This window comes from Brevibacterium permense, assembly GCF_013280495.1.
GTDB lineage: Bacteria > Actinomycetota > Actinomycetes > Actinomycetales > Brevibacteriaceae > Brevibacterium > Brevibacterium permense.
In genome coordinates this window covers 235,851-253,692 of sequence record NZ_JABSSX010000003.1, presented here as the reverse complement: position 1 = coordinate 253,692, position 17,842 = coordinate 235,851, and the positions used below count along the sequence as shown (strand labels likewise).

At 64.3% G+C, this 17,842-nt stretch carries 15 protein-coding genes and 2 tRNA genes; 9 read left to right on the top strand and 8 right to left on the bottom strand.

The genetic code is table 11. The features are described from left to right. Positions 1 to 23: 23 nt before the first annotated feature. The 5 genes from HK353_RS06155 to guaB1 form a co-directional block, all read right to left on the bottom strand. Positions 24 to 99: transfer RNA gene (locus tag HK353_RS06155), tRNA-Arg, on the bottom strand. A gap of 113 nt (positions 100 to 212) precedes the next feature. Next, positions 213 to 1,250 carry a M15 family metallopeptidase gene (locus tag HK353_RS06150; protein WP_173153900.1) on the bottom strand — a complete coding sequence of 346 codons (1,038 nt, stop codon included), beginning with the start codon at positions 1,248 to 1,250 and terminating at the stop codon, positions 213 to 215. Positions 1,251 to 1,666: 416 nt separating this feature from the next. After that, positions 1,667 to 2,728, bottom strand: coding sequence for a hemolysin family protein (locus tag HK353_RS06145; RefSeq protein WP_173153897.1), 1,062 nt, complete (start codon positions 2,726 to 2,728; stop codon positions 1,667 to 1,669). Then, positions 2,725 to 4,056 (bottom strand): hemolysin family protein, encoded by a 1,332-nt coding sequence (locus tag HK353_RS06140; RefSeq protein WP_173153894.1) that lies wholly within the window; start codon positions 4,054 to 4,056, stop codon positions 2,725 to 2,727. The genes HK353_RS06145 and HK353_RS06140 overlap by 4 nt, the downstream gene beginning before the upstream one ends. Before the next feature lie 131 nt (positions 4,057 to 4,187). Next, complete coding sequence (gene guaB1 / locus HK353_RS06135; protein ID WP_173153891.1) at positions 4,188 to 5,645, bottom strand: GMP reductase; 1,458 nt, start codon at positions 5,643 to 5,645, stop codon at positions 4,188 to 4,190. Between the two features lie 102 nt (positions 5,646 to 5,747). Here guaB1 and HK353_RS06130 point away from each other — a divergent pair, with 102 nt between their 5' ends. From HK353_RS06130 to HK353_RS17560, 3 genes are all read left to right on the top strand, one after another. After that, positions 5,748 to 9,470: a multifunctional oxoglutarate decarboxylase/oxoglutarate dehydrogenase thiamine pyrophosphate-binding subunit/dihydrolipoyllysine-residue succinyltransferase subunit gene (locus HK353_RS06130; protein ID WP_173153888.1), complete on the top strand. Its 3,723-nt coding sequence runs from the start codon at positions 5,748 to 5,750 to the stop codon at positions 9,468 to 9,470. Beyond that, positions 9,467 to 10,081, top strand: a complete 615-nt coding sequence (locus tag HK353_RS06125) for a GDSL-type esterase/lipase family protein (RefSeq protein WP_173153885.1) — start codon at positions 9,467 to 9,469, stop codon at positions 10,079 to 10,081. The genes HK353_RS06130 and HK353_RS06125 overlap by 4 nt, the downstream gene beginning before the upstream one ends. Before the next feature lie 173 nt (positions 10,082 to 10,254). Next, positions 10,255 to 10,329, top strand: coding sequence for a 50S ribosomal protein bL37 (locus HK353_RS17560; protein ID WP_098731028.1), 75 nt, complete (start codon positions 10,255 to 10,257; stop codon positions 10,327 to 10,329). A gap of 97 nt (positions 10,330 to 10,426) precedes the next feature. On the opposite strand, the gene rsrA is transcribed toward HK353_RS17560, so the two are convergent. Both rsrA and HK353_RS06115 read right to left on the bottom strand, forming a co-directional pair. Further along, positions 10,427 to 10,684 (bottom strand): mycothiol system anti-sigma-R factor, encoded by a 258-nt coding sequence (gene rsrA / locus HK353_RS06120; protein ID WP_039210641.1) that lies wholly within the window; start codon positions 10,682 to 10,684, stop codon positions 10,427 to 10,429. After that, a complete protein-coding gene (locus tag HK353_RS06115; protein ID WP_413774235.1) occupies positions 10,681 to 11,337 on the bottom strand; it encodes a sigma-70 family RNA polymerase sigma factor in 657 nt (218 codons plus the stop codon). The genes rsrA and HK353_RS06115 overlap by 4 nt, the downstream gene beginning before the upstream one ends. Positions 11,338 to 11,481: 144 nt before the next feature. Here HK353_RS06115 and HK353_RS06110 point away from each other — a divergent pair, with 144 nt between their 5' ends. Genes HK353_RS06110 through HK353_RS06090 form a run of 5 tightly spaced genes read left to right on the top strand, consistent with a single transcriptional unit; the run spans position 11,482 to position 16,486 of the window. Next, entirely contained in the window at positions 11,482 to 11,979 is a 498-nt protein-coding gene (locus HK353_RS06110) for a DoxX family protein (protein ID WP_173153879.1), read from the top strand. Further along, positions 11,972 to 13,315, top strand: a complete 1,344-nt coding sequence (aroA, locus tag HK353_RS06105) for a 3-phosphoshikimate 1-carboxyvinyltransferase (protein ID WP_217278295.1) — start codon at positions 11,972 to 11,974, stop codon at positions 13,313 to 13,315. The genes HK353_RS06110 and aroA overlap by 8 nt, the downstream gene beginning before the upstream one ends. A 1-nt stretch (position 13,316) precedes the next feature. After that, complete coding sequence (rsgA, locus tag HK353_RS06100; RefSeq protein ID WP_173153876.1) at positions 13,317 to 14,420, top strand: ribosome small subunit-dependent GTPase A; 1,104 nt, start codon at positions 13,317 to 13,319, stop codon at positions 14,418 to 14,420. A 9-nt stretch (positions 14,421 to 14,429) separates the two neighbouring features. Further along, positions 14,430 to 15,221: a histidinol-phosphatase gene (gene hisN / locus HK353_RS06095; RefSeq protein WP_173153873.1), complete on the top strand. Its 792-nt coding sequence runs from the start codon at positions 14,430 to 14,432 to the stop codon at positions 15,219 to 15,221. Continuing rightward, positions 15,221 to 16,486, top strand: coding sequence for an aminotransferase class I/II-fold pyridoxal phosphate-dependent enzyme (locus tag HK353_RS06090; protein ID WP_173153870.1), 1,266 nt, complete (start codon positions 15,221 to 15,223; stop codon positions 16,484 to 16,486). The genes hisN and HK353_RS06090 overlap by 1 nt, the downstream gene beginning before the upstream one ends. Positions 16,487 to 16,704: 218 nt before the next feature. Here HK353_RS06090 and HK353_RS06085 read toward each other — a convergent pair whose 3' ends face one another. Next, complete coding sequence (locus tag HK353_RS06085; RefSeq protein WP_173153868.1) at positions 16,705 to 17,253, bottom strand: YceI family protein; 549 nt, start codon at positions 17,251 to 17,253, stop codon at positions 16,705 to 16,707. 161 nt (positions 17,254 to 17,414) lie between these two features. Here HK353_RS06085 and HK353_RS06080 point away from each other — a divergent pair. Continuing rightward, positions 17,415 to 17,488 (top strand) — tRNA-Met (locus tag HK353_RS06080). Positions 17,489 to 17,842: the final 354 nt, after the last annotated feature.

Here is a 17,842-nt window from a genome sequence, read left to right as displayed (position 1 = left end):
AGAAGTTGAGATGGGCGGCATCGTGGTGCCCGCGACAGGATTCGAACCTACGACCTTCTGCTCCGGAGGCAGACGCTCTATCCACTGAGCTACGCGGGCAACGGTTGCAACTCTATCACCGTTGGGCACCACCTCCCAAAACGACACCGCGAGCAGTCCTCCGAGGACTGCCCGCGGTGTCGTGGGGCTGTGATCAGCGATATTCGAGCAGATCAGGCACCCTTCATAGCCTTGCGGCCGGGCACATATTCCCAGTGCCAGAGCTCATAGGAATTGCGCTTGGCCCAGTCCGGATTCTCCCACCCGAACTTCTCAGCGTTGGCGACGAGCCATTCGTACTGCTGGCCGGTTCCGTTCTGCGTTCCCGCGCCGAGGTCCAGTGCCAGGCCCCAACCGTGGTTGGAGGTTCCGGGACGAGCTGCGAAGCCGGGCTTGCGTGCGGCGACGGAGACCTGTGATTCCAGCGACCGGTAGGAGTCGGTGACTGCGAGGTCTTTGCCGGTGTCCTTCTTGAAGGCAGCGTTCATCTTCGCGAACGACACAGCCGCATCGGAGCGCAGCTTGTGGTTGCCCACGCCGATCTCACACAGCCATCCGTCGGGCAGCTCGCCGTTGCTCGCCTCGCCCTTCGGCGCTGCTTCGTCACAGCCGGGCAGAACGGTCTTCGTGATCGCGCGAGATGCCGCGTCGACCTTGGTCTGCTTGGCGCTCGGGGCGCCGATGGTCATCGAGGTCTTGTCATCGTCGTCGACCTTGATGTCGGCGGAGACCGATTCGGCGTTGATCGCACGTGGCTGGGACTGTGCGGCCGTGTCGTCGACCTTGACTTCCTGGTTGCCGCTCATGTTGCCGGCGACCATCACGGCAGCGATGGCGGTACCGGTGACCGAGACGGTGGCCAGAGCGGAGAATGTGGTGACCTGACGGCGGCGGACCGAGCGCAGCAGCGAACCGTCGGAACCGCGGTTGCCGAGCTCAGCCGCGGCCAGCGTCGACGTATGACCCGCAGGGGTCATCGGCCGAGAAGCCTCTTTGGCCATCGCTGCCCGTCGCGGTGAGCCCGCTGCTGCGCGGGCCTCGGCTGCCATCGCCGCGCGACGAGGTGAAAGGACTGCGGATGCGCTGTTCCGCGACTGCGATGTCACGGGATGCGAAGAGTTGATCGTCGAAACCTGCGAAGAGGCGTTCTGCTTCCGCAGATCACGTCGGCGGACCTGCGGCGCCTCGACGGTCGAGAGCTCACTCGACATAGTGCTCCATACTGTTGGTGAAGATTGTGCGGTGGAAGCCCTCTGCCGGGCGCCCGAAAGCTGATGTCACAACACTATAACGACATTGTTACAGAATGTCACCTTCAGTTCATTCACAGCGTGTGACCAGGACATTTCCTGACGATGCATGGTCACAGATCACTACAGGCGCCCTACTCCAGGTGTCCTGAATCACCGTTTCGTTACGAACCATTACACAGTCGGTCACCTTTGGGAGTCCGCATCGAGCGGCACTTCCCACGAGCACAGACGCTGTCCGACAGCCGAACACATGGCCCCGCACACCGCCACAGCGCCGGGAGCGGACGCGACGCCTCGACGGCGGCCTCCCCGCAATCAGGAGACCGCCGTCGAGGCGAAAGGGTGAGCCGGGCGGATCGGCCGGCGCAGAATGCTCAGCGGCGGAAGTCGAATCGTCCCCGCTGCATCGCGTCCTGGACTTCGCCGACGAGCTCTTCGAGCACGTCCTCGAGGAACAGCACGCCGAGGACCTGCGCCTGCGAGTCGATGACGCGGGCGACATGGATTCCGGCCTTCTGCATCTGCGCCAGCGCCTCTTCGACCTCGTCATCGGCAGTGACCGTGAACAGGGGGCGGAAGCGCTTGCTCTGCACCGGAGCGTCGAAGGCCTCTTCGGTGTCCGCGTAGAGGACATCCTTGATGTGGAGGTAGTCCTGCGGATACCCGTCGTCACCGACGACGAAGTAGCGGGAGAAGCCTGTCTTGCCGACCAAGGTCACAAGCTCGTTCGGGGTCACCTTGTCCGAGATCGTGACGAGTTCGGACATCGGGACCATGATGTCGGACGCAGTCTTGTCGCTGAACTCGATGGCCCCCTTGAGCAGCCCTGTGTCATCACTGAGCAGTCCTTCGCGCTTCGACTCGGCCACGATCGATTCGACCTGCTCGATCGTATAGGCCTCATTGACCTCGTCACGGGCCTCGATCTTGAACAGGTGGAGGACCCCATTGGCCAGGCCGTTGAGGGGGCGGATGACGAAACCGAAGACCCGCGCCAGGAACACCAGCGGTGTCGCCAGCAGCATCACGGCCTGGCCGGAGGCGGCCAGCGCCAGGTTCTTCGGCACCATCTCACCGATGACCACGTGCAGGTAGGTGACGACGCCGAGCGCCAGGACGAAGGAGATCGTCGAGGACAGTCCGGCGGGAATGCCCAGGCCCTCGAGGGGACCGGCGAGCAGGTGGTGGATGGCCGGTTCGGCCACATTGCCCAGAAGCAGGGAGCACACAGTGATGCCGAGCTGGCAGATCGCCAGCATCAGTGACACGTGCTCCATCGCATAGAGAGCGGTCTTGGCCGCCGCGGAGCCTTCTGCCGCTCGCGGCTCGATCTGTGATCGCTTGGCAGCGACCACCGCGAATTCGGCGGCGACGAAGAAGGAGTTGCCCAGCAGGAGAACGACCAGCCAGACCAGTCCGAACCAATCGGCGCTCATCGAGTCTCACCTCCGGTTTCGAAACCCCCCGCGTCGGCGGCGCGCAGCACCACCCGGAGGCGTTCGATGCGTCGTCCATGCATCCGTTCGACCACGATGCGGGCATCCTCCATGCAGACCTCGTCACCCGGTTCGGGGATCCTTCCGAGCTCCTTGAGGACGAATCCGGCCATAGTCTCGTAGTCCGAGTCCTCCGGGATGTTGACCCCGATCGTCGACGAGATCTCATCGGGTCGCAGCTGACCGGGCACTATCCAGGAGCCGTCGCGAGCCGGTCGTGCCGCGACGCGCATCCGATCATGCTCATCGGCGACCTCGCCCACGAGCTCCTCGACGACATCCTCGAGAGTGACCACTCCGGCTGTGCCGCCGAACTCATCGACGACCACAGCCATCTGCAGGCCGGTGGCGCGCAGCTCCAAGAGCAGCGGGTCGAGGCGCTGCGTCTCCGGGATCTCACGAACCTCGGTCATCAGCCCTCCTGCGTAGGCGTCGTCGCGGTTGCTCGGAGGCACGGCGAAGGCCTGTTTGACGTGAACGACTCCGACGATGTGGTCCTTGTCCTCGTCAGCCACGGGAAACCGGGAGAATCCGGTGTCCCGGGCCTGTTCGATGATCTGTCGAGCCGTGGTGTCCTTGTCCACCGTGGACATGCGCGTGCGCGGAGTCATCACGTCTTCCGCGGTGCGTTCGGAGAAGCTCAGAGTCCTCTCCAGCAGACCTGCTGTCTGCTCATCGAGCACGCCCTCTTCGGCGGAGTGCCTCACGAGTGAGGTCAGCTCCTCCGGGGAACGCCCCACCGAACCTTCTTCCTGCGGCTCGATGCCCATCGACATCAGGATCTTGTTCGCCGTGCCGTTGAGGACGGCGATGACGGGTTTGAAGACGAGCGAGAAGACGTACTGGATCGGTGCGGCGATGCGACCGGTCGCCAGCGGCACAGCGATGGCGAGGTTCTTCGGCACGAGCTCTCCGAAGATCATCGATCCCACGGTGGAGACGATGAGGGCGATGGTCAGCGCCAGCGGGGCCGCGAGGCCGGGGCCGACGCCCCAGGCCTCGAACAGCGGCGCCAGCAGCCTGCCCAAGGACGGTTCCATGAGGTAACCGGTGAGCAGAGTGGTGATCGTGATGCCCACCTGCGCTGCCGAGAGCTGGGTGGACAGGTGGGTCATCGAACGCCGAAGCGTCTTCGCGCCGACGACACCTTCTTCAACCGCCTTATCGGCTGTATGGCGGTCAAGCGTCAGCAGCGAGAATTCGGCTGCGACGAAGACTCCGGTGCCGAGGATGAGCAGCAGTGCGAGGGCGAGGAGTATCCATTCCATCAGTGACTGTCCCCGCCGTTCGCTGTCTGCTCAGCAGAGCAGGTGAGGTCTGAGACCCTCGCGGGGTGAGGGTCGTCATCTGGGGCGCCGGCTTCCCGCCGGCCGGGACTGTCACTGTGCATGAGGAGATCTTACCAACTTCCCGACAGCGGTCGGCCCTCTTCGTAGCCGGCGGCGCTCTGGACACCGACCGCGGCCAGACGCGCGAATTCTCCGAGATCACCGGCCCCGGCATAGGTGCAGGAGCTGCGGACGCCCGAAGTGATGCCGTCGATCAGGTCCTCGACCCCAGGAGATTCAGGGTCGATGTACATGGTCGACGAAGAGATGCCCTCTTCGAACAGTCCCTTCCGAGCACGCGCAAAGGCCGATTCCGCTCTGGTCCGGTTGGCCACGGCCCGAGCCGAAGCCATGCCGAAGCTCTCCTTGTACTTCCGGCCCTCTCCGTCGACGAGCAGGTCCCCGGGCGACTCGTGGGTCCCGGCGAACCAGGATCCGACCATCACCTGAGAGGCCCCGGCGGCCAGGGCCAGAGCGACATCGCGGGGGTAGCGGACTCCGCCGTCGGCCCACACGTAGGCACCCAGCTCGCGAGCCGCCTCGGCGCATTCGAGCACTGCGGAGAACTGTGGACGACCGACCGCGGTCATCATCCGGGTCGTGCACATGGCGCCCGGGCCGACTCCGACCTTGACGATGTCGGCGCCGGCAGTGACGAGGTCGCGGACTCCTTCGGCGGTGACGACGTTTCCGGCCACGATCGGCACCCCGAGCTCGGCATCGGCGATCGCCGACAGCGTGTCGAGCATCTTCACCTGGTGACCATGGGCGGTGTCGACGACGAGGACGTCCGCACCGGCTTCGACCAGCGCAGCGGCACGTTCGACCGCGGCACCGTTGACGCCGATGGCCACGGCGATCTTCAGCCGTCCCCGATCGTCGACATTGGGGGTGTAGATGGACGAGCGCAGCAGCGACTTCGGAGTCAGGCTGCCGAGCACCGTGTTCTCATCGTCGACGACGGCGGCGAACTCGGCTCGTGATTCCGTCATCGATTCGAAGAGGGACTCCAGCTGCGCAGCGTCCTCCCAGTAGACCTCGGAGGCGCGGATGACATGCGGTGAGGAGTTCAACAGCTCCGCCACCGAGGTGAAGCGATCGACTCCGCGCAGATCCGCGGCATTGATGATGCCCTCGAGCCGTCCCGCGTCGTCGGCGACGACGCCGAAGCCGTGCGGACGCTTGGCCAGCACGTGCAGGGCGTTGAGCACTGTGTCCTCAGGCGAGAAGCGCAGTGCGGATTCGAAGATCCGGTCGCGGCTCTTGACCCAGGCGATGGTCTCCTGCGCGGCGGTCAGCGGAATGTCCTGGGGCAGTACCGCCAGTCCGCCTCGACGTGCCATCGTCTCCGCCATCCGTCGACCGGACACTGCGGTCATATTCGCTGCCACGAGCGGCGTCGTCGACCAGGTCGGATCGGTCGTCGTGAGGTCGACGTCGAAGCGCGAAGTCAGCGCAGACGAATTCGGCACGAGGAAGACATCGGAGTAGGTGAGATCGGTGTTCGGGTCGTTCGAGATGAAACGCATAACACTATTGTCCATTAACTGCACATTCGATGGCACATCACGTTAGGCTTGGAGATGTCGTTAAGCAGCAAGTCTTGAATCAGGAAGTAGGCGATCAACGCCGTGTCCGTCAATACTCCGAACCCCACCGTTGAAGACTTCGGGTCGAATGAGTGGCTGGTCGAGGAATTGTATGAGCAGTACAAGTCAGATAAGAATTCGGTCGACCAGTCCTGGTGGCCCTTCTTCGACAAGTACGAGAAGAACGGCGGAGGCGCTCAGTCCGCTGCCGAGTCCGCTGCCGAGCAGGAGGCGAAGCCGGCCGCTAAGAAGTCGGATGCCAAAGCCCCTGCCTCAGCTTCATCCCCGGCGACCTCCCGTGAGACCTCTCGCGGCGTCTCCCCGTCCTCGGCTGAGTCCGAGACGCTGAAGGCCGAGACCAAGTCCGTGCCGAAGGTCACCGCGAAGGAAGCCGCACCGAAGCCCGCGCCGGAGGAGACGATCACTCCCCTGCGCGGCCCCGCGAAGCTCATCGCCAAGAACATGGATGAGTCGCTCGAAGTCCCGACCGCCACATCGGTCCGGGCTCTGCCTGCCAAGGCGCTCATCGACAACCGGATCGTCATCAACTCGCACCTCAAGCGCACCCGTGGCGGGAAGGTCTCCTTCACCCACCTCATCGGCTTCGCCGTGATCCGCGCCCTGCAGAACTTCCCCTCGCAGAACGTCTCCTACGACGTCCGCGACGGCAAACCTGTGATGGTCTCCCCCGCCCACATCAACTTCGGCCTCGCCATCGACGTGCCCAAGAAGGACGGATCCCGCACCCTGCTGGTGCCCAACGTCAAGAAGGCCGAGACGCTGACCTTCCGCCAGTTCGTCGACGCCTACGACGGCCTCGTCGACAAGGCACGACAGGGCAAGCTCACCGCCGACGACTTCGCCGGCACCACCGTCTCGCTGACGAACCCCGGCGGAATCGGCACTGTCCACTCCGTTCCGCGTCTGACCAAGGGCCAGGGCTGCATCATCGGCGTCGGCGCGCTCGACTACCCCGCCGAGTTCCAGGGTGCCAGCCAGCAGACCATCAACTCTCTGGCCGTGTCCAAGGTGCTGACCATGACCTCGACCTACGATCACCGCGTGATCCAGGGAGCCGGTTCGGGTGAGTTCCTCAAGCTCGTCCACAGCTACCTGCTCGGCGAAGACGGCTTCTACGACGATGTCTTCGAGTCCCTGCGCCTGCCCTATGAACCGGTGCGCTGGGTTCCGGACGTCTCGGCCGAAGACCAGGACGACGTCAACAAGACCGCACGCGTCATCGAACTCATCGATGCCTACCGCACGCGCGGTCACCTCATGGCCAATATCGATCCTCTGGTCTATCGTCAGCGGTCCCACCCGGATCTCGATATCAATCAGCACGGTCTGACTCTGTGGGATCTCGAACGCGAGTTCCCCACCGGCGGGTTCGGATCGAAGCCGATGATGCCCTTCCGCAGCATCCTCGGACTGTTGCGTGAGAGCTACTGCCGGACCACCGGCTTCGAATACATGCACATCGCCGACCCGGTCCAGCGCCGCTGGTTCCAGTCGAAGATCGAGGTTCCGCATCAGGAGCTCACCCGTTCGGAGCAGGGACACATCCTCGGCCGTCTCAACGCCGCCGAGGCCTTCGAGACCTTCCTCCAGACGAAGTACATCGGACAGAAGCGCTTCAGCCTCGAAGGCGGAGAGTCCGCGATCGTCCTGCTCGACGAGATCCTCAACCAGTCCGCCGACACCGGCCTCGATGAGGTCGCCATCGGCATGGCCCACCGTGGTCGCCTCAACGTGCTGACGAACATCGCCGGCAAGTCCTATGCGCAGATCTTCCGTGAGTTCGACGGAACCATGTCCCCGGACAGCGTCCAGGGCTCCGGCGATGTGAAGTACCACCTGGGCACCAAGGGTTCGTTCACCTCTCCGGCAGGCAACACCACCGGTGTCTACGTCGCGGCCAACCCCAGCCACCTCGAGACCGTCGATCCGGTCCTCGAGGGCATCGTGCGCGCCAAGCAGGATCTCGTCGACCAGGGCGAGTCCGGTTTCACCGTGCTGCCGGTCCTCGTCCACGGCGATGCCGCATTCGCCGGACAGGGCGTGGTCACCGAAACGCTCAACCTTTCCGAGCTGCGGGGCTACCGCACCGGCGGAACGGTTCACGTCATCATCAACAACCAGGTCGGGTTCACCACTCCCCCCGCCTCGGCGCGGTCCTCGTTCTACTGCACGGACGTCGCCAAGTCGATCAACGCCCCGATCTTCCACGTCAACGGCGATGATCCCGAGGCCGTCGTCCGGGCGGCCCGCCTGGCTTTCGAATACCGCCAGGAATTCAACCGGGACGTCGTCATCGACCTCGTGTGCTACCGCCGCCGCGGCCACAACGAGGGCGACGATCCGTCGATGACCCAGCCGACGATGTACTCCCTCATCGAGAAGAAGGGCTCGGTGCGCAAGCTCTACACCGAATCCCTCGTCGGCAGGAAGTGCATCACCGACGAAGAAGCCGCCGAGGCGCTCAAGGACTACCAGTCCAAGCTGGAATCGGCCTTCGCCGAGACCAAGGAAGCCGAGACCGGTTCCTACGACGGAGAAGCGTTCAACGCTCCCTACGAGCCCAGCGACATCGAGACGTTCAACGATGCCGAGACGGCCATCAGTACCGAGACGCTGCAGCGCATCGGCGAGGCCTTCACCGAGATCCCCGAGGGCTTCACGGTTCACAAGAAGCTGAGGGCGCTGCTCGAGAAGCGCAAGGAGATGTCGCTGTCGGGCGGAATCGACTGGGGCTTCGCCGAGCTGCTGGCCTTCGGTTCGCTGCTCATGGACGGCGTGCCGGTGCGGCTGGCGGGCCAGGACTCCCGTCGCGGGACCTTCGTCCAGCGCCACTCGGTGCTCATCGACTCGGTCAACGGCAACGAATGGACGCCGCTGCAGAACCTCACCGAGGAGCAGGCTCGATTCTGGGTCTACGACTCCCTGCTCAGCGAGTACGCCGCCGTCGGCTTCGAATACGGCTACTCCGTCGAACGCAAGGACGCCCTCGTGGCGTGGGAGGCTCAGTTCGGTGACTTCGCACAGGGTGCGCAGACCGTCATCGACGAGTTCATCTCCTCCTCCGAACAGAAGTGGCAGCAGAACTCCGGTGTCGTCATGCTCCTGCCCCACGGCTACGAGGGTCAGGGACCCGACCATTCCTCGGGCCGCATCGAGCGTTACCTCCAGCTGTGCGCGGAGAACAACATGACGGTGGCCCACCCGTCCTCGGGTGCCTCGTACTTCCACCTGCTGCGTCGCCACGCCTCGACGACGAACAAGCGTCCGCTCATCGTCTTCACCCCGAAGTCGATGCTGCGCCTCAAGGCTGCAGCGAACTCGCCGGAGGACTTCACCTCAGGCAAGTTCCAGGCCGTCATCGACGATACGGATGTCGATGCCTCGCAGGTCGAGCGCGTCGTCCTCGTCTCCGGCAAGCTCTACTGGGAGCTCAAGGCCAAGCGGGAGAAGGACAACGACACGAAGATGGCGCTCGTCCGCCTCGAGCAGCTCTACCCGCTCGACGAGGCGGCCATCACCGCCGTGCTCGACCGCTTCCCGGCCGATGCCGAGATCGTCTGGGCCCAGGAAGAGCCGGAGAACCAGGGTGCATGGCCGTTCATGGCACTGCACCTGCCCGAGCTCCTCGGCGGACGTGAGGTCAAGGTCATCTCTCGTGCCGCTTCCGCAGCCACCTCAACTGGGCTCAAGCACTTCCACGAAGCCCAGCAGAAGGAACTCGTCGACCGGATCTTCAGCCGGTGAGCAGCGACGTCACCACAACCATCGCCGTGGTCGGAGGCCCTTTGGTCGCCGGCCACGGCGATGGCCGTGGCCTCGGGTGGGTCGGTCGGGTGACGGCGAGGACTCTGCCGAGTCTGCCTGAACTCAAGGTGTATCCCCTGGCCGTGCCGGCCGAGGATTCCGCTGGTCTTCACGGTCGGACCATCGCCGAGGCGTCCCTGCGGTTCACTCGGGACGGGGACAATCGTCTGGTGTTGGCTCTGGGATCCGGGGATCTCGATTCGGGGCGTTCGGTGGCCAGGGCCCGCCTCGATGTGGCCAACATCCTCGACGAGGCGTTGGCTCGGAAGGTCTCGACGTTCGTGCTGGGCCCACCGCCTGAACACGACGGTGATCGCAACCGTCGCATCGCCGAGCTCAATGCCAGCTTCTCCGATGTGGCGAAGCGGCGAGGCATCACCTATGTCGACACCTTCACGCCCCTACTCGGCCATCCTGTATGGCAGCGCGAGGTCGCATCGTCGCGGGACCATCTGCCGGCGCAGGAAGGATACGGTCTGCTGGCCTGGTTGGTTCTCCATCGCGGCTGGTTCAACTGGCTGGGAATCCAGGACGTCCTCGGCGACAGCTGAGCCGTCGGTGGGGTGCCCGACCGAAGATCTCTGCGATGCCCGGCCGACGAAGAGCTCAGCGGTGACAGTCGCATCATCTTGTCAGACCGATTCGGCAAGGTGGGTGACCTGGTCCGACTTTGCTCTGCTCGGGTCATCATGAGACAATTGAGCGTCTATCAAAGGAGGGCACAATGAGCAAGCGTGGCCGTAAGCGTCGCGATCGCCGCCGTAAGAAAGCAAACCACGGCAAGCGTCCAAACGCATGATTCGCTGATACGTTCGGTGAATGACGAAGGCGGGAAGAGATTCGAATCTCTTCCCGCCTTCGTTGTGTCCCTGGACTCCCCTGTGTCTGGGCGCCGGTCAGGAGTTCTGTTCGAGCGCTATCCGCTGCCGGATCTTCTCTCGCAGTCCCATCGGGGCACGGTCGTGGCTGCACGAACGACGCACGAGCTCTTTGAGCAGCGCTTCGATCTCGTACTCGTCATGACACGACGGGCACTGTTCGAGGTGGATCGAGATCTCGCGGATCTCCGTTGTCGTCAGTTCTCCGTCCAGGTAGTGATAGATGCGCATCAGTGACTCGGTCCTGACGCTTTCGCAGCATCCTTCGTCGCTCATTTCGCACCTCCCTCAGGACTCACGAAACCGCGCTCGGCGGCGTAGTCGGCCAGCATCTCCCGCAGCTGTCGGCGACCGCGGTGCAGTCGAGACATCACAGTGCCGATCGGCGTCTCCATAATCTCGGCGATCTCCTTGTACGGCAGTCCTTCGACATCGGCATAGTAGACGACCATGCGGAAGTCTTCGGGCAGTGCCGAGAGCGCTTCCTTGACGTCGGAGTCGGGAAGGTGGTCGAGGACTTCGAGTTCGGCGGAACGACCGCCGGAGGACGAGTGGCTGTTCGCCTGTGCGATCTGCCAGTCCTCGATGTCTTCGCTGCCGTGTTCCTGCGGCTGACGCTGCTTCTTGCGGTAGTTGTTGATGAAGGTGTTCGTCAGGATCCGATACAACCAGGCTTTGAGGTTGGTTCCGGGCTTGTACTGGTGGAAGGCGGCATACGCCTTCGCATAGGCTTCCTGGACGAGGTCTTCGGCGTCGGCCGGATTTCGGGTCATACGCAGAGCAGCTGCGTAGAGCTGGTTGACATATTCCAGAGCATCCCGTTCGAAACGCGCCGACCTCTCGGCGTCGGTTTCGGGGGCTTCTTTGACTGATTCGGTCATCGCAGTCAATGGTACGCCCGTTCTCTCCAGGACGGCAGTGGCGCTCATAGACTTCTCCTTCTGCCTGTCGACTTCCCGACGGGTGCACCGTCGAATGGCTTCACCCCGTACAACATCGGATCGACCTCCCACTATTCCCACCTCAGCAGTTATGCTTGCCAGTGAGATGACCGCCACGTAGGAAGGACCACTGTGTCTCCCATTCGTCTTATCGCACGGCCCATGCTGGCCGCCGGCTACATACTCAACGGCGTCGAACGACTGCGCAAGCCGGAGGCAGCGGCCGCATCGGTCGGCCCGCTTCTCAATCAGGCTCGCAAGCAGGTCGACGTCCCCGTCGAAGCAGTGACGCTCGCCCGAGCCACCGGTGTTGCACAGGTCGCTGCCGGTTCGATGCTCGCCATCGGACGCTTCCCCCGCCTCAGCGCATCGATCCTCGTCGGCACCTACCTGCTCGACACCGTCGGTGAGCGTCTGTCTGCTGACAAGACGAAGTCGAAGGAGGAGAAGAAGGCCCGCAACGAACGCACTCTGCTGCGCACCTCGATGCTCGGCGGTGCCCTGCTCGCCGCCGTCGACACTGCTGGACGCCCCGGCCTGTGGTGGCGGACTCAGCACGCGGCCGAAGATCTGTGGTCGAGCGTGGAAGACACCTCGAAGCAGGCTCTGAGCGCACTCGGAGTTGACTGACATCTCCACGCGCACTCCCCCGGCGACCGGCGACTGGCAGCCGCCGGTCGCCGGTTCCGCCGTCTCTGCCACTGTGACCGTTCCCGGTTCCAAGTCCCTGACGAACCGCTATCTCATCCTTGCGGCTCTCGCCCGTTCCGGATCCGATCTCAAAGGATGGCTGCGCAGCCGCGACACCCTTCTCATGGTCGACGCCCTGCGTCGCCTCGGCGCCGTGATCGACGAAGACGGCGATGAGCTCCACATCGAGCCGATCCCTTTCCCAGTCGGACACGCGCCCACAGACGCAGCTGCGCAGGATTCCGCACCGATCACCATCGACTGTGGTCTCGCCGGAACCGTGATGCGCTTCATCCCCCCACTTGCCGCGCTCACAGGCCGTGAGGTCGTCCTCGACGGCGACGAACAGGCCCGGGTGCGGCCGATGTCGGTGACGATCGAGTCGCTGCGGGAGCTCGGTGCGTCGATCACCTCCGCCGCGAGCACATTGCCGATGACGATCCACGCCGACTCTCAGCTGCGCGGCGGCCACCTCAGCATCGACGCCAGCGCCTCCAGCCAATTCGTCTCTGGTCTGCTCCTCGCCGCTCCCGTCATGCCTTTGGGACTCGAACTCACCAACACTGCAGACTCGGTGCCCAGCCGAACGCATGTGGATATGACGATCGAAGTCCTCCGCGACGCGGGCGTCGACATCAGCGAGCCCGAACCCGAGCGCTGGATCGTCGAACCAGGACTTCCGCGCGGTCTCGACGTGCAGGTCGAACCCGACCTGTCCAATGCCGCAGCCTTCGCAGCGGCGGCCGTAGCGACCGCCGGATCCGTGACCATCGCCGACTGGCCCGTGCACACCACGCAGGCAGGTGACGGTTTCCGCGAGATCGCCGAGGCTTTCGGGGCCACGGTGCGCCTCGATAGGGAAGGACTGCATGTGCAGGGCCCGGACCAGCTCACCCCGGTCGATCTCGACCTGTCGGCCGTCGGCGAACTCACCCCCGTGGTCTCGGCTCTCGCAGCTTTGGCCGAGGGAACGTCGCAGCTGCGCGGTATCGGGCATCTGCGCGGGCACGAGACCGACCGACTGGCGGCTCTGACCAGAGAGTACGGTGCCATCGGCGTCGATGTCGTCGAACATGCCGAGGCGCTGACGATCACCGGCACCACGCACCTTCGTCCGGCGCTGTGGCATACCTACCACGACCACCGCATGGTGATGGCCGGTGCCGTCCTCGCCCTGCGCAATGACGGTATGGTCATCGAGAACGCCGGCACTGTGGCCAAGACCCTGCCTGCCTTCACTCAGCTGTGGGAAGCCATGCTCACCCCCGGAGCCTGATATGGCGAAGATCTTTCGCGATGAGGACTACCGCCCCCGGCCGAACCGACGCGGTTCCCGACCGCGGACGAAGAACCGCCCTGACCACAAGAACGCTGTTTCGGGTCTGGTCACCGCGGTGGATCGGGGCCGGTACCGGGTCATCCTCGCTGACGACGACGGGAACTTCCCGTCGAGCCCCCCGATTCGGAAGAAGGGGAAACGGTCACGTGGGGCCACCTCGGTGACGGCGGTGCGCGCCTCGCACCTGCGCAAACAGGCAATCGTTCCCGGAGACGTCGTCCGCCTCGTCGGCGACACATCCGGTACCGAGGGCACCCTGGCCAGGCTCGTTGAGATCACCGAGCGGCAGACCCTGCTGCGCCGCAGCGCCGATGACACCGACCCGACCGAGCGCGTCCTCGTCGCCAACGTCGACGTCATGGGCATCGTCACGGCCACCGTGGACCCGGATCCCTCGTTCGGTCTCATCGATCGCGCGCTCGTCGCAGCCTTCGACGCAGGGATCACTCCCCTGCTCATCGTCACGAAGACCGATCTGCGCCCGGCGACGGAGCTGAAGGAACGCTTCTCCGCGTCCGGGATCGACATCGTCGAATCCTCCATCGATCCCGACGCCGAGCCGACCGATACGAGAGTCTCCGCGAACGATGCGGCCCGCGACGCGGCAGAACCCCACGCCGAGGTGGCCGAACGTCTCCGCGGACGCATCAGCGTCCTCGTCGGCCATTCCGGAGTAGGCAAATCCACGCTGACCAACGTTCTCGTTCCCGCCGCCGAGCGCGCGACGGGCCAGGTAAACGACGTGACCGGACGCGGGCGTCACACCTCGTCCTCGGCCGTGTGCCTGCCGTTGGAACGCGGCGGATGGCTCATCGACACCCCGGGAGTGCGCAGCTTCGGCCTGGCCCATGTGGACCGGGAGACCCTGCTCTCCGCCTTCCCCGAACTCGTCGAGGCCACGGCCGATTGCCCCCGCGGATGCACTCACCTCGCGGACTCTCCCGGATGCCGACTCGATGAATGGGTGGCCGCCGGCAAGGCCGGACCGGGAGGAGTCTCACGGCTGGAGTCTCTGCGCCGGCTGCTGCCCTCGACTGGATAGGCTGGAGGCATGAACGACCTCGACCTGGCGATCGAACTCGCCGATCTCGCCGATGCCATCAGCCACCCGCACTTCCGGGCACAGGACTTCGCCGTCGAAACCAAACCCGATCTCACTCCGGTCACCGAATGCGACCGTGCGGTGGAGAAGGCGATCATGGATCACCTCACAGAGGTTCGACCCGATGACAGCGTGCTCGGTGAGGAATTCGGTGCACACGGGCAGTCATCGCGACGGTGGATCATCGATCCCATCGACGGAACGAAGAACTTTGTGCGCGGGGTGCCGGTGTGGGCGACGCTGATCTCCCTCTACGACGGTGATCAGCCGCTGCTGGGAGTCGTCTCCGCTCCCGCGCTCGGTCGCCGATGGTGGGCGGAGACGGGCCAGGGCGCCTACGCGACCGAGCTCGGGTCCCCGGCCGAACGCATCGCTGTGTCATCCGTCGATTCACTCGCCGATGCGTCCCTGTCGTATTCGTCGCTGTCGGGCTGGAAGGAACTCGGCATCCTCGATGCGTTCCTCGATCTCTGCGATTCGCTGTGGCGCACTCGCGGATACGGCGACTTCTACTCCTATATGCTGCTCGCCGAGGGCGCTGTCGACCTCGCCTGCGAACCCGAGCTCGCGCTCTACGATATGGGAGCGCTCGTACCCATCGTCCTCGAAGCCGGAGGCACCTTCACGAACACGGCCGGTGTTCCGGGGCCGTTCGGCGGCAATGCGCTGGCCAGCAATTCTCGCCTCCATGAAGCCGCGCTCGATCGACTCGGTCGGGTCGCTCCCGCGGAGGTCTCCTGATGCCGGGCATCATGGGAGCCCCGCTGTGGCATGAGATGGCCGAGGCCGCCGGTCTGACAAATCCGGATGGGTCGATCGGTGAGACGATCTACGGGCAGATGACGAAGTTCGCCGCCGAGGTCGGAGCCGTCAACCTGGGGCAGGGCGCTCCAGGCACGGAGCCCCCGGACGAGCTCATCGCCGCTACGTATGAGGCGATGCGGGCCGGATTCAATCAGTACGCCCCCGGTCAGGGATACCCGCAGCTGCTCGAGGCTGTGGCCGCTCAACGCGGACGCGATTTCGGCCAGCACGTCGATCCTGACGAGGTGCTCTACACTGCAGGCGCCACGGAGGGCCTCACCGCTGCGATCCTCGCACTGCTGCCGCGCGGCGGCTCCCTCGTCGCCTTCGAACCGTTCTACGACTCGTATCCGGCGGCGATCGCTGCCGCCGGCGGAACTCTGCACACGGTGCCGATCCTCCCCGATGGCCACGGTGACTTCGCCCCGGACTGGGAGGCTTTCGACCGAGTCATCGCCGAAGTCGATCCGGCGATCATCCTCGTCAACACTCCGCACAATCCCACCGGTTTCATCTTCTCTGCCGCTGATCTCGCCCGCATCGGACGAGCCGCTGAGGAGGTCGACGCCTGGGTGCTCTCCGATGAGGTCTACGAGCAGCTCGTCCTCACTGATCTGGGGCATGTCCCTCCCGCCGTTGCCATCGAGGATTCTGCACGCGTCGTCACGGTCTCCTCGGCGGGTAAATCATGGAATACGACGGGATGGAAGATCGGCTGGGTCATCGCCTCTCCCGAGGTTCGCCAGGCCATTCAGACCGTCAAGCAGTTCCTGTCGTTCACGGCCGGCGGTCCGATGCAGATCGGAATGGCCGATATGCTGGTCGGCGATTCTCAGTTCGTCGCCGAGAACCGAGCTTCGCTGCGGGCACGCGCCGAGGTTCTCGTCCCCGCCTGTCGCTCGGTGCCGGGCGCTGAAGTGTCCACTCCGCGCGCCGGCTATTTCACTGTGGTGGACTTCTCTGCGCTGACGGATCGCGATGCCTTCGAGCTCAACGAGCTGCTGGCCAGAGAATTCTCCTTGGTCGGAATTCCCGTACCGGCTCTGTGCAGGCCGGGCAGCCCGGCATACGAGGCCTATAGGTCCTCGATCCGATATTCGTTCTGCAAGTCCGTTGCCGATGTCGCCAAGGGCGCACAGCTGTTCAACGCACTCGGAGGCCATCTGCGGGAGCACCCGGACGCGCTGCATCGGAGCAACTGAGTATCACTACCTTTCGTGGCCGAGGCAGATTGAGTTCCTGATCCGAGGGACGGCACGGGACGCGCCGCGCCGAGGGACATGAATAGCCGCGCCCAAAGACGCCAGAAGGGGCGAACCGCATAGGCGGTTCGCCCCTTCTGCATCGGGCAGCGACGCTGCCCGCTGAGTCTGGCTCCGTGTCGGCGCACGCGCCGATCAGCAGCCAAGCTCAGGGCACATCAGGCCTTGACGAGTTCGAGTTCGAGTTCGATCTTGATCTTGTCGGAGACGAGAAGCTCTCCTCCGCCGAGGACGGCTTCGAAGGACATTCCGAAGTCCTTGCGGTTGACCGTGGAGGTGGCCGAGAGGCCGGCGACCTGGTTGCCGTTCGGGTCGGTGGCAACACCTGCGAATTCGGTGGCGAAGGCGACTTCCTTGGTCACGCCGCGCATCGTCAGCTCACCGACGGTCTCGAACTCATCGGCGCCGTCGGCCTTGATCGCGGTCGACTTGAAGCTCAGCTTCGGGTGTTCCTCGGCGAGGAAGAAGTCACCGCTCTTGAGGTGACCGTCGCGCTGTTCGTTGCGGGTGTTGATCGAGTTCGCTGAGGCCTCGGCGGACACGGCGCTGTCTTCGAGGGTCTCACCGACGTTCACGCTGCCGGCGATCTCTTCGAAGTTGCCGCGGACCTTCGAGACGCCCGCGTGCCGAGCGGTGAAGGTGAACTCCGAGTGGATGGGGTCGATGTTCCAGGTTCCGGCGGTGAGTCCCTGAGGCAGAGCAGTCATGATTTCTCCTTTTGGTTGAAATTTGAAGTACGAGAATGACTATAGTTCAACTTTCAACCAGATGCAACCGCTGCAGATGAACGGCAAGTGACCATGTGGCGGAGGTCACCTGTATTCGGTTTGGCCGCCAGGTGACCCCTCGTGTAGAGTTAAGAACACGCCGCGGGGTGGAGCAGTTCGGTAGCTCGCCGGGCTCATAACCCGGAGGTCGGGGGTTCAAATCCCTCCCCCGCCACGATAGCGGCAGAACCCCCAGTCAGTTCTCTGACTGGGGGTTCTTCTCATTCAATCCCGTTTCCGACCGACCTTTTTGAGCCGATTACTGCCGACCGCTCGGCTCAGCGTCCTAGTCCTACCTGACGGCGGCTCAGCAACCTTGCGCGAGGTTGCTGAGCCGCCGTCAGGTAGCAATTAGCCGGATTGGCGGAGCGGCTTGCCTTTCGTGTCCCGGCAGAAGCCGAGCCTCAGGTGGGCCGCGCCGCGAACGATGTCTGTACCTTGCGTTCGGAGCAAAGGGCGCGAATGCCGAGTCTCGAATACTCCAACGAGAACGACGAACGCCCCTGGGGTGTCCCAGGGGCGTTCGTCG

Coding starts and splice junctions, on each gene's coding strand:
- HK353_RS06090 (WP_173153870.1), top strand. CDS start 15,221: ATGCCGGGCATCATGGGAGCCCCGCTGTGGCATGAGATGGCCGAGGCC.
- HK353_RS06150 (WP_173153900.1), bottom strand. CDS start 1,250: ATGTCGAGTGAGCTCTCGACCGTCGAGGCGCCGCAGGTCCGCCGACGT.
- guaB1 (WP_173153891.1), bottom strand. CDS start 5,645: ATGCGTTTCATCTCGAACGACCCGAACACCGATCTCACCTACTCCGAT.
- HK353_RS06085 (WP_173153868.1), bottom strand. CDS start 17,253: ATGACTGCTCTGCCTCAGGGACTCACCGCCGGAACCTGGAACATCGAC.
- HK353_RS06115 (WP_413774235.1), bottom strand. CDS start 11,337: ATGAGCGCCACTGCCGTCCTGGAGAGAACGGGCGTACCATTGACTGCG.
- HK353_RS06140 (WP_173153894.1), bottom strand. CDS start 4,056: ATGGAATGGATACTCCTCGCCCTCGCACTGCTGCTCATCCTCGGCACC.
- HK353_RS06145 (WP_173153897.1), bottom strand. CDS start 2,728: ATGAGCGCCGATTGGTTCGGACTGGTCTGGCTGGTCGTTCTCCTGCTG.
- rsgA (WP_173153876.1), top strand. CDS start 13,317: ATGGCGAAGATCTTTCGCGATGAGGACTACCGCCCCCGGCCGAACCGA.
- rsrA (WP_039210641.1), bottom strand. CDS start 10,684: ATGAGCGACGAAGGATGCTGCGAAAGCGTCAGGACCGAGTCACTGATG.
- hisN (WP_173153873.1), top strand. CDS start 14,430: ATGAACGACCTCGACCTGGCGATCGAACTCGCCGATCTCGCCGATGCC.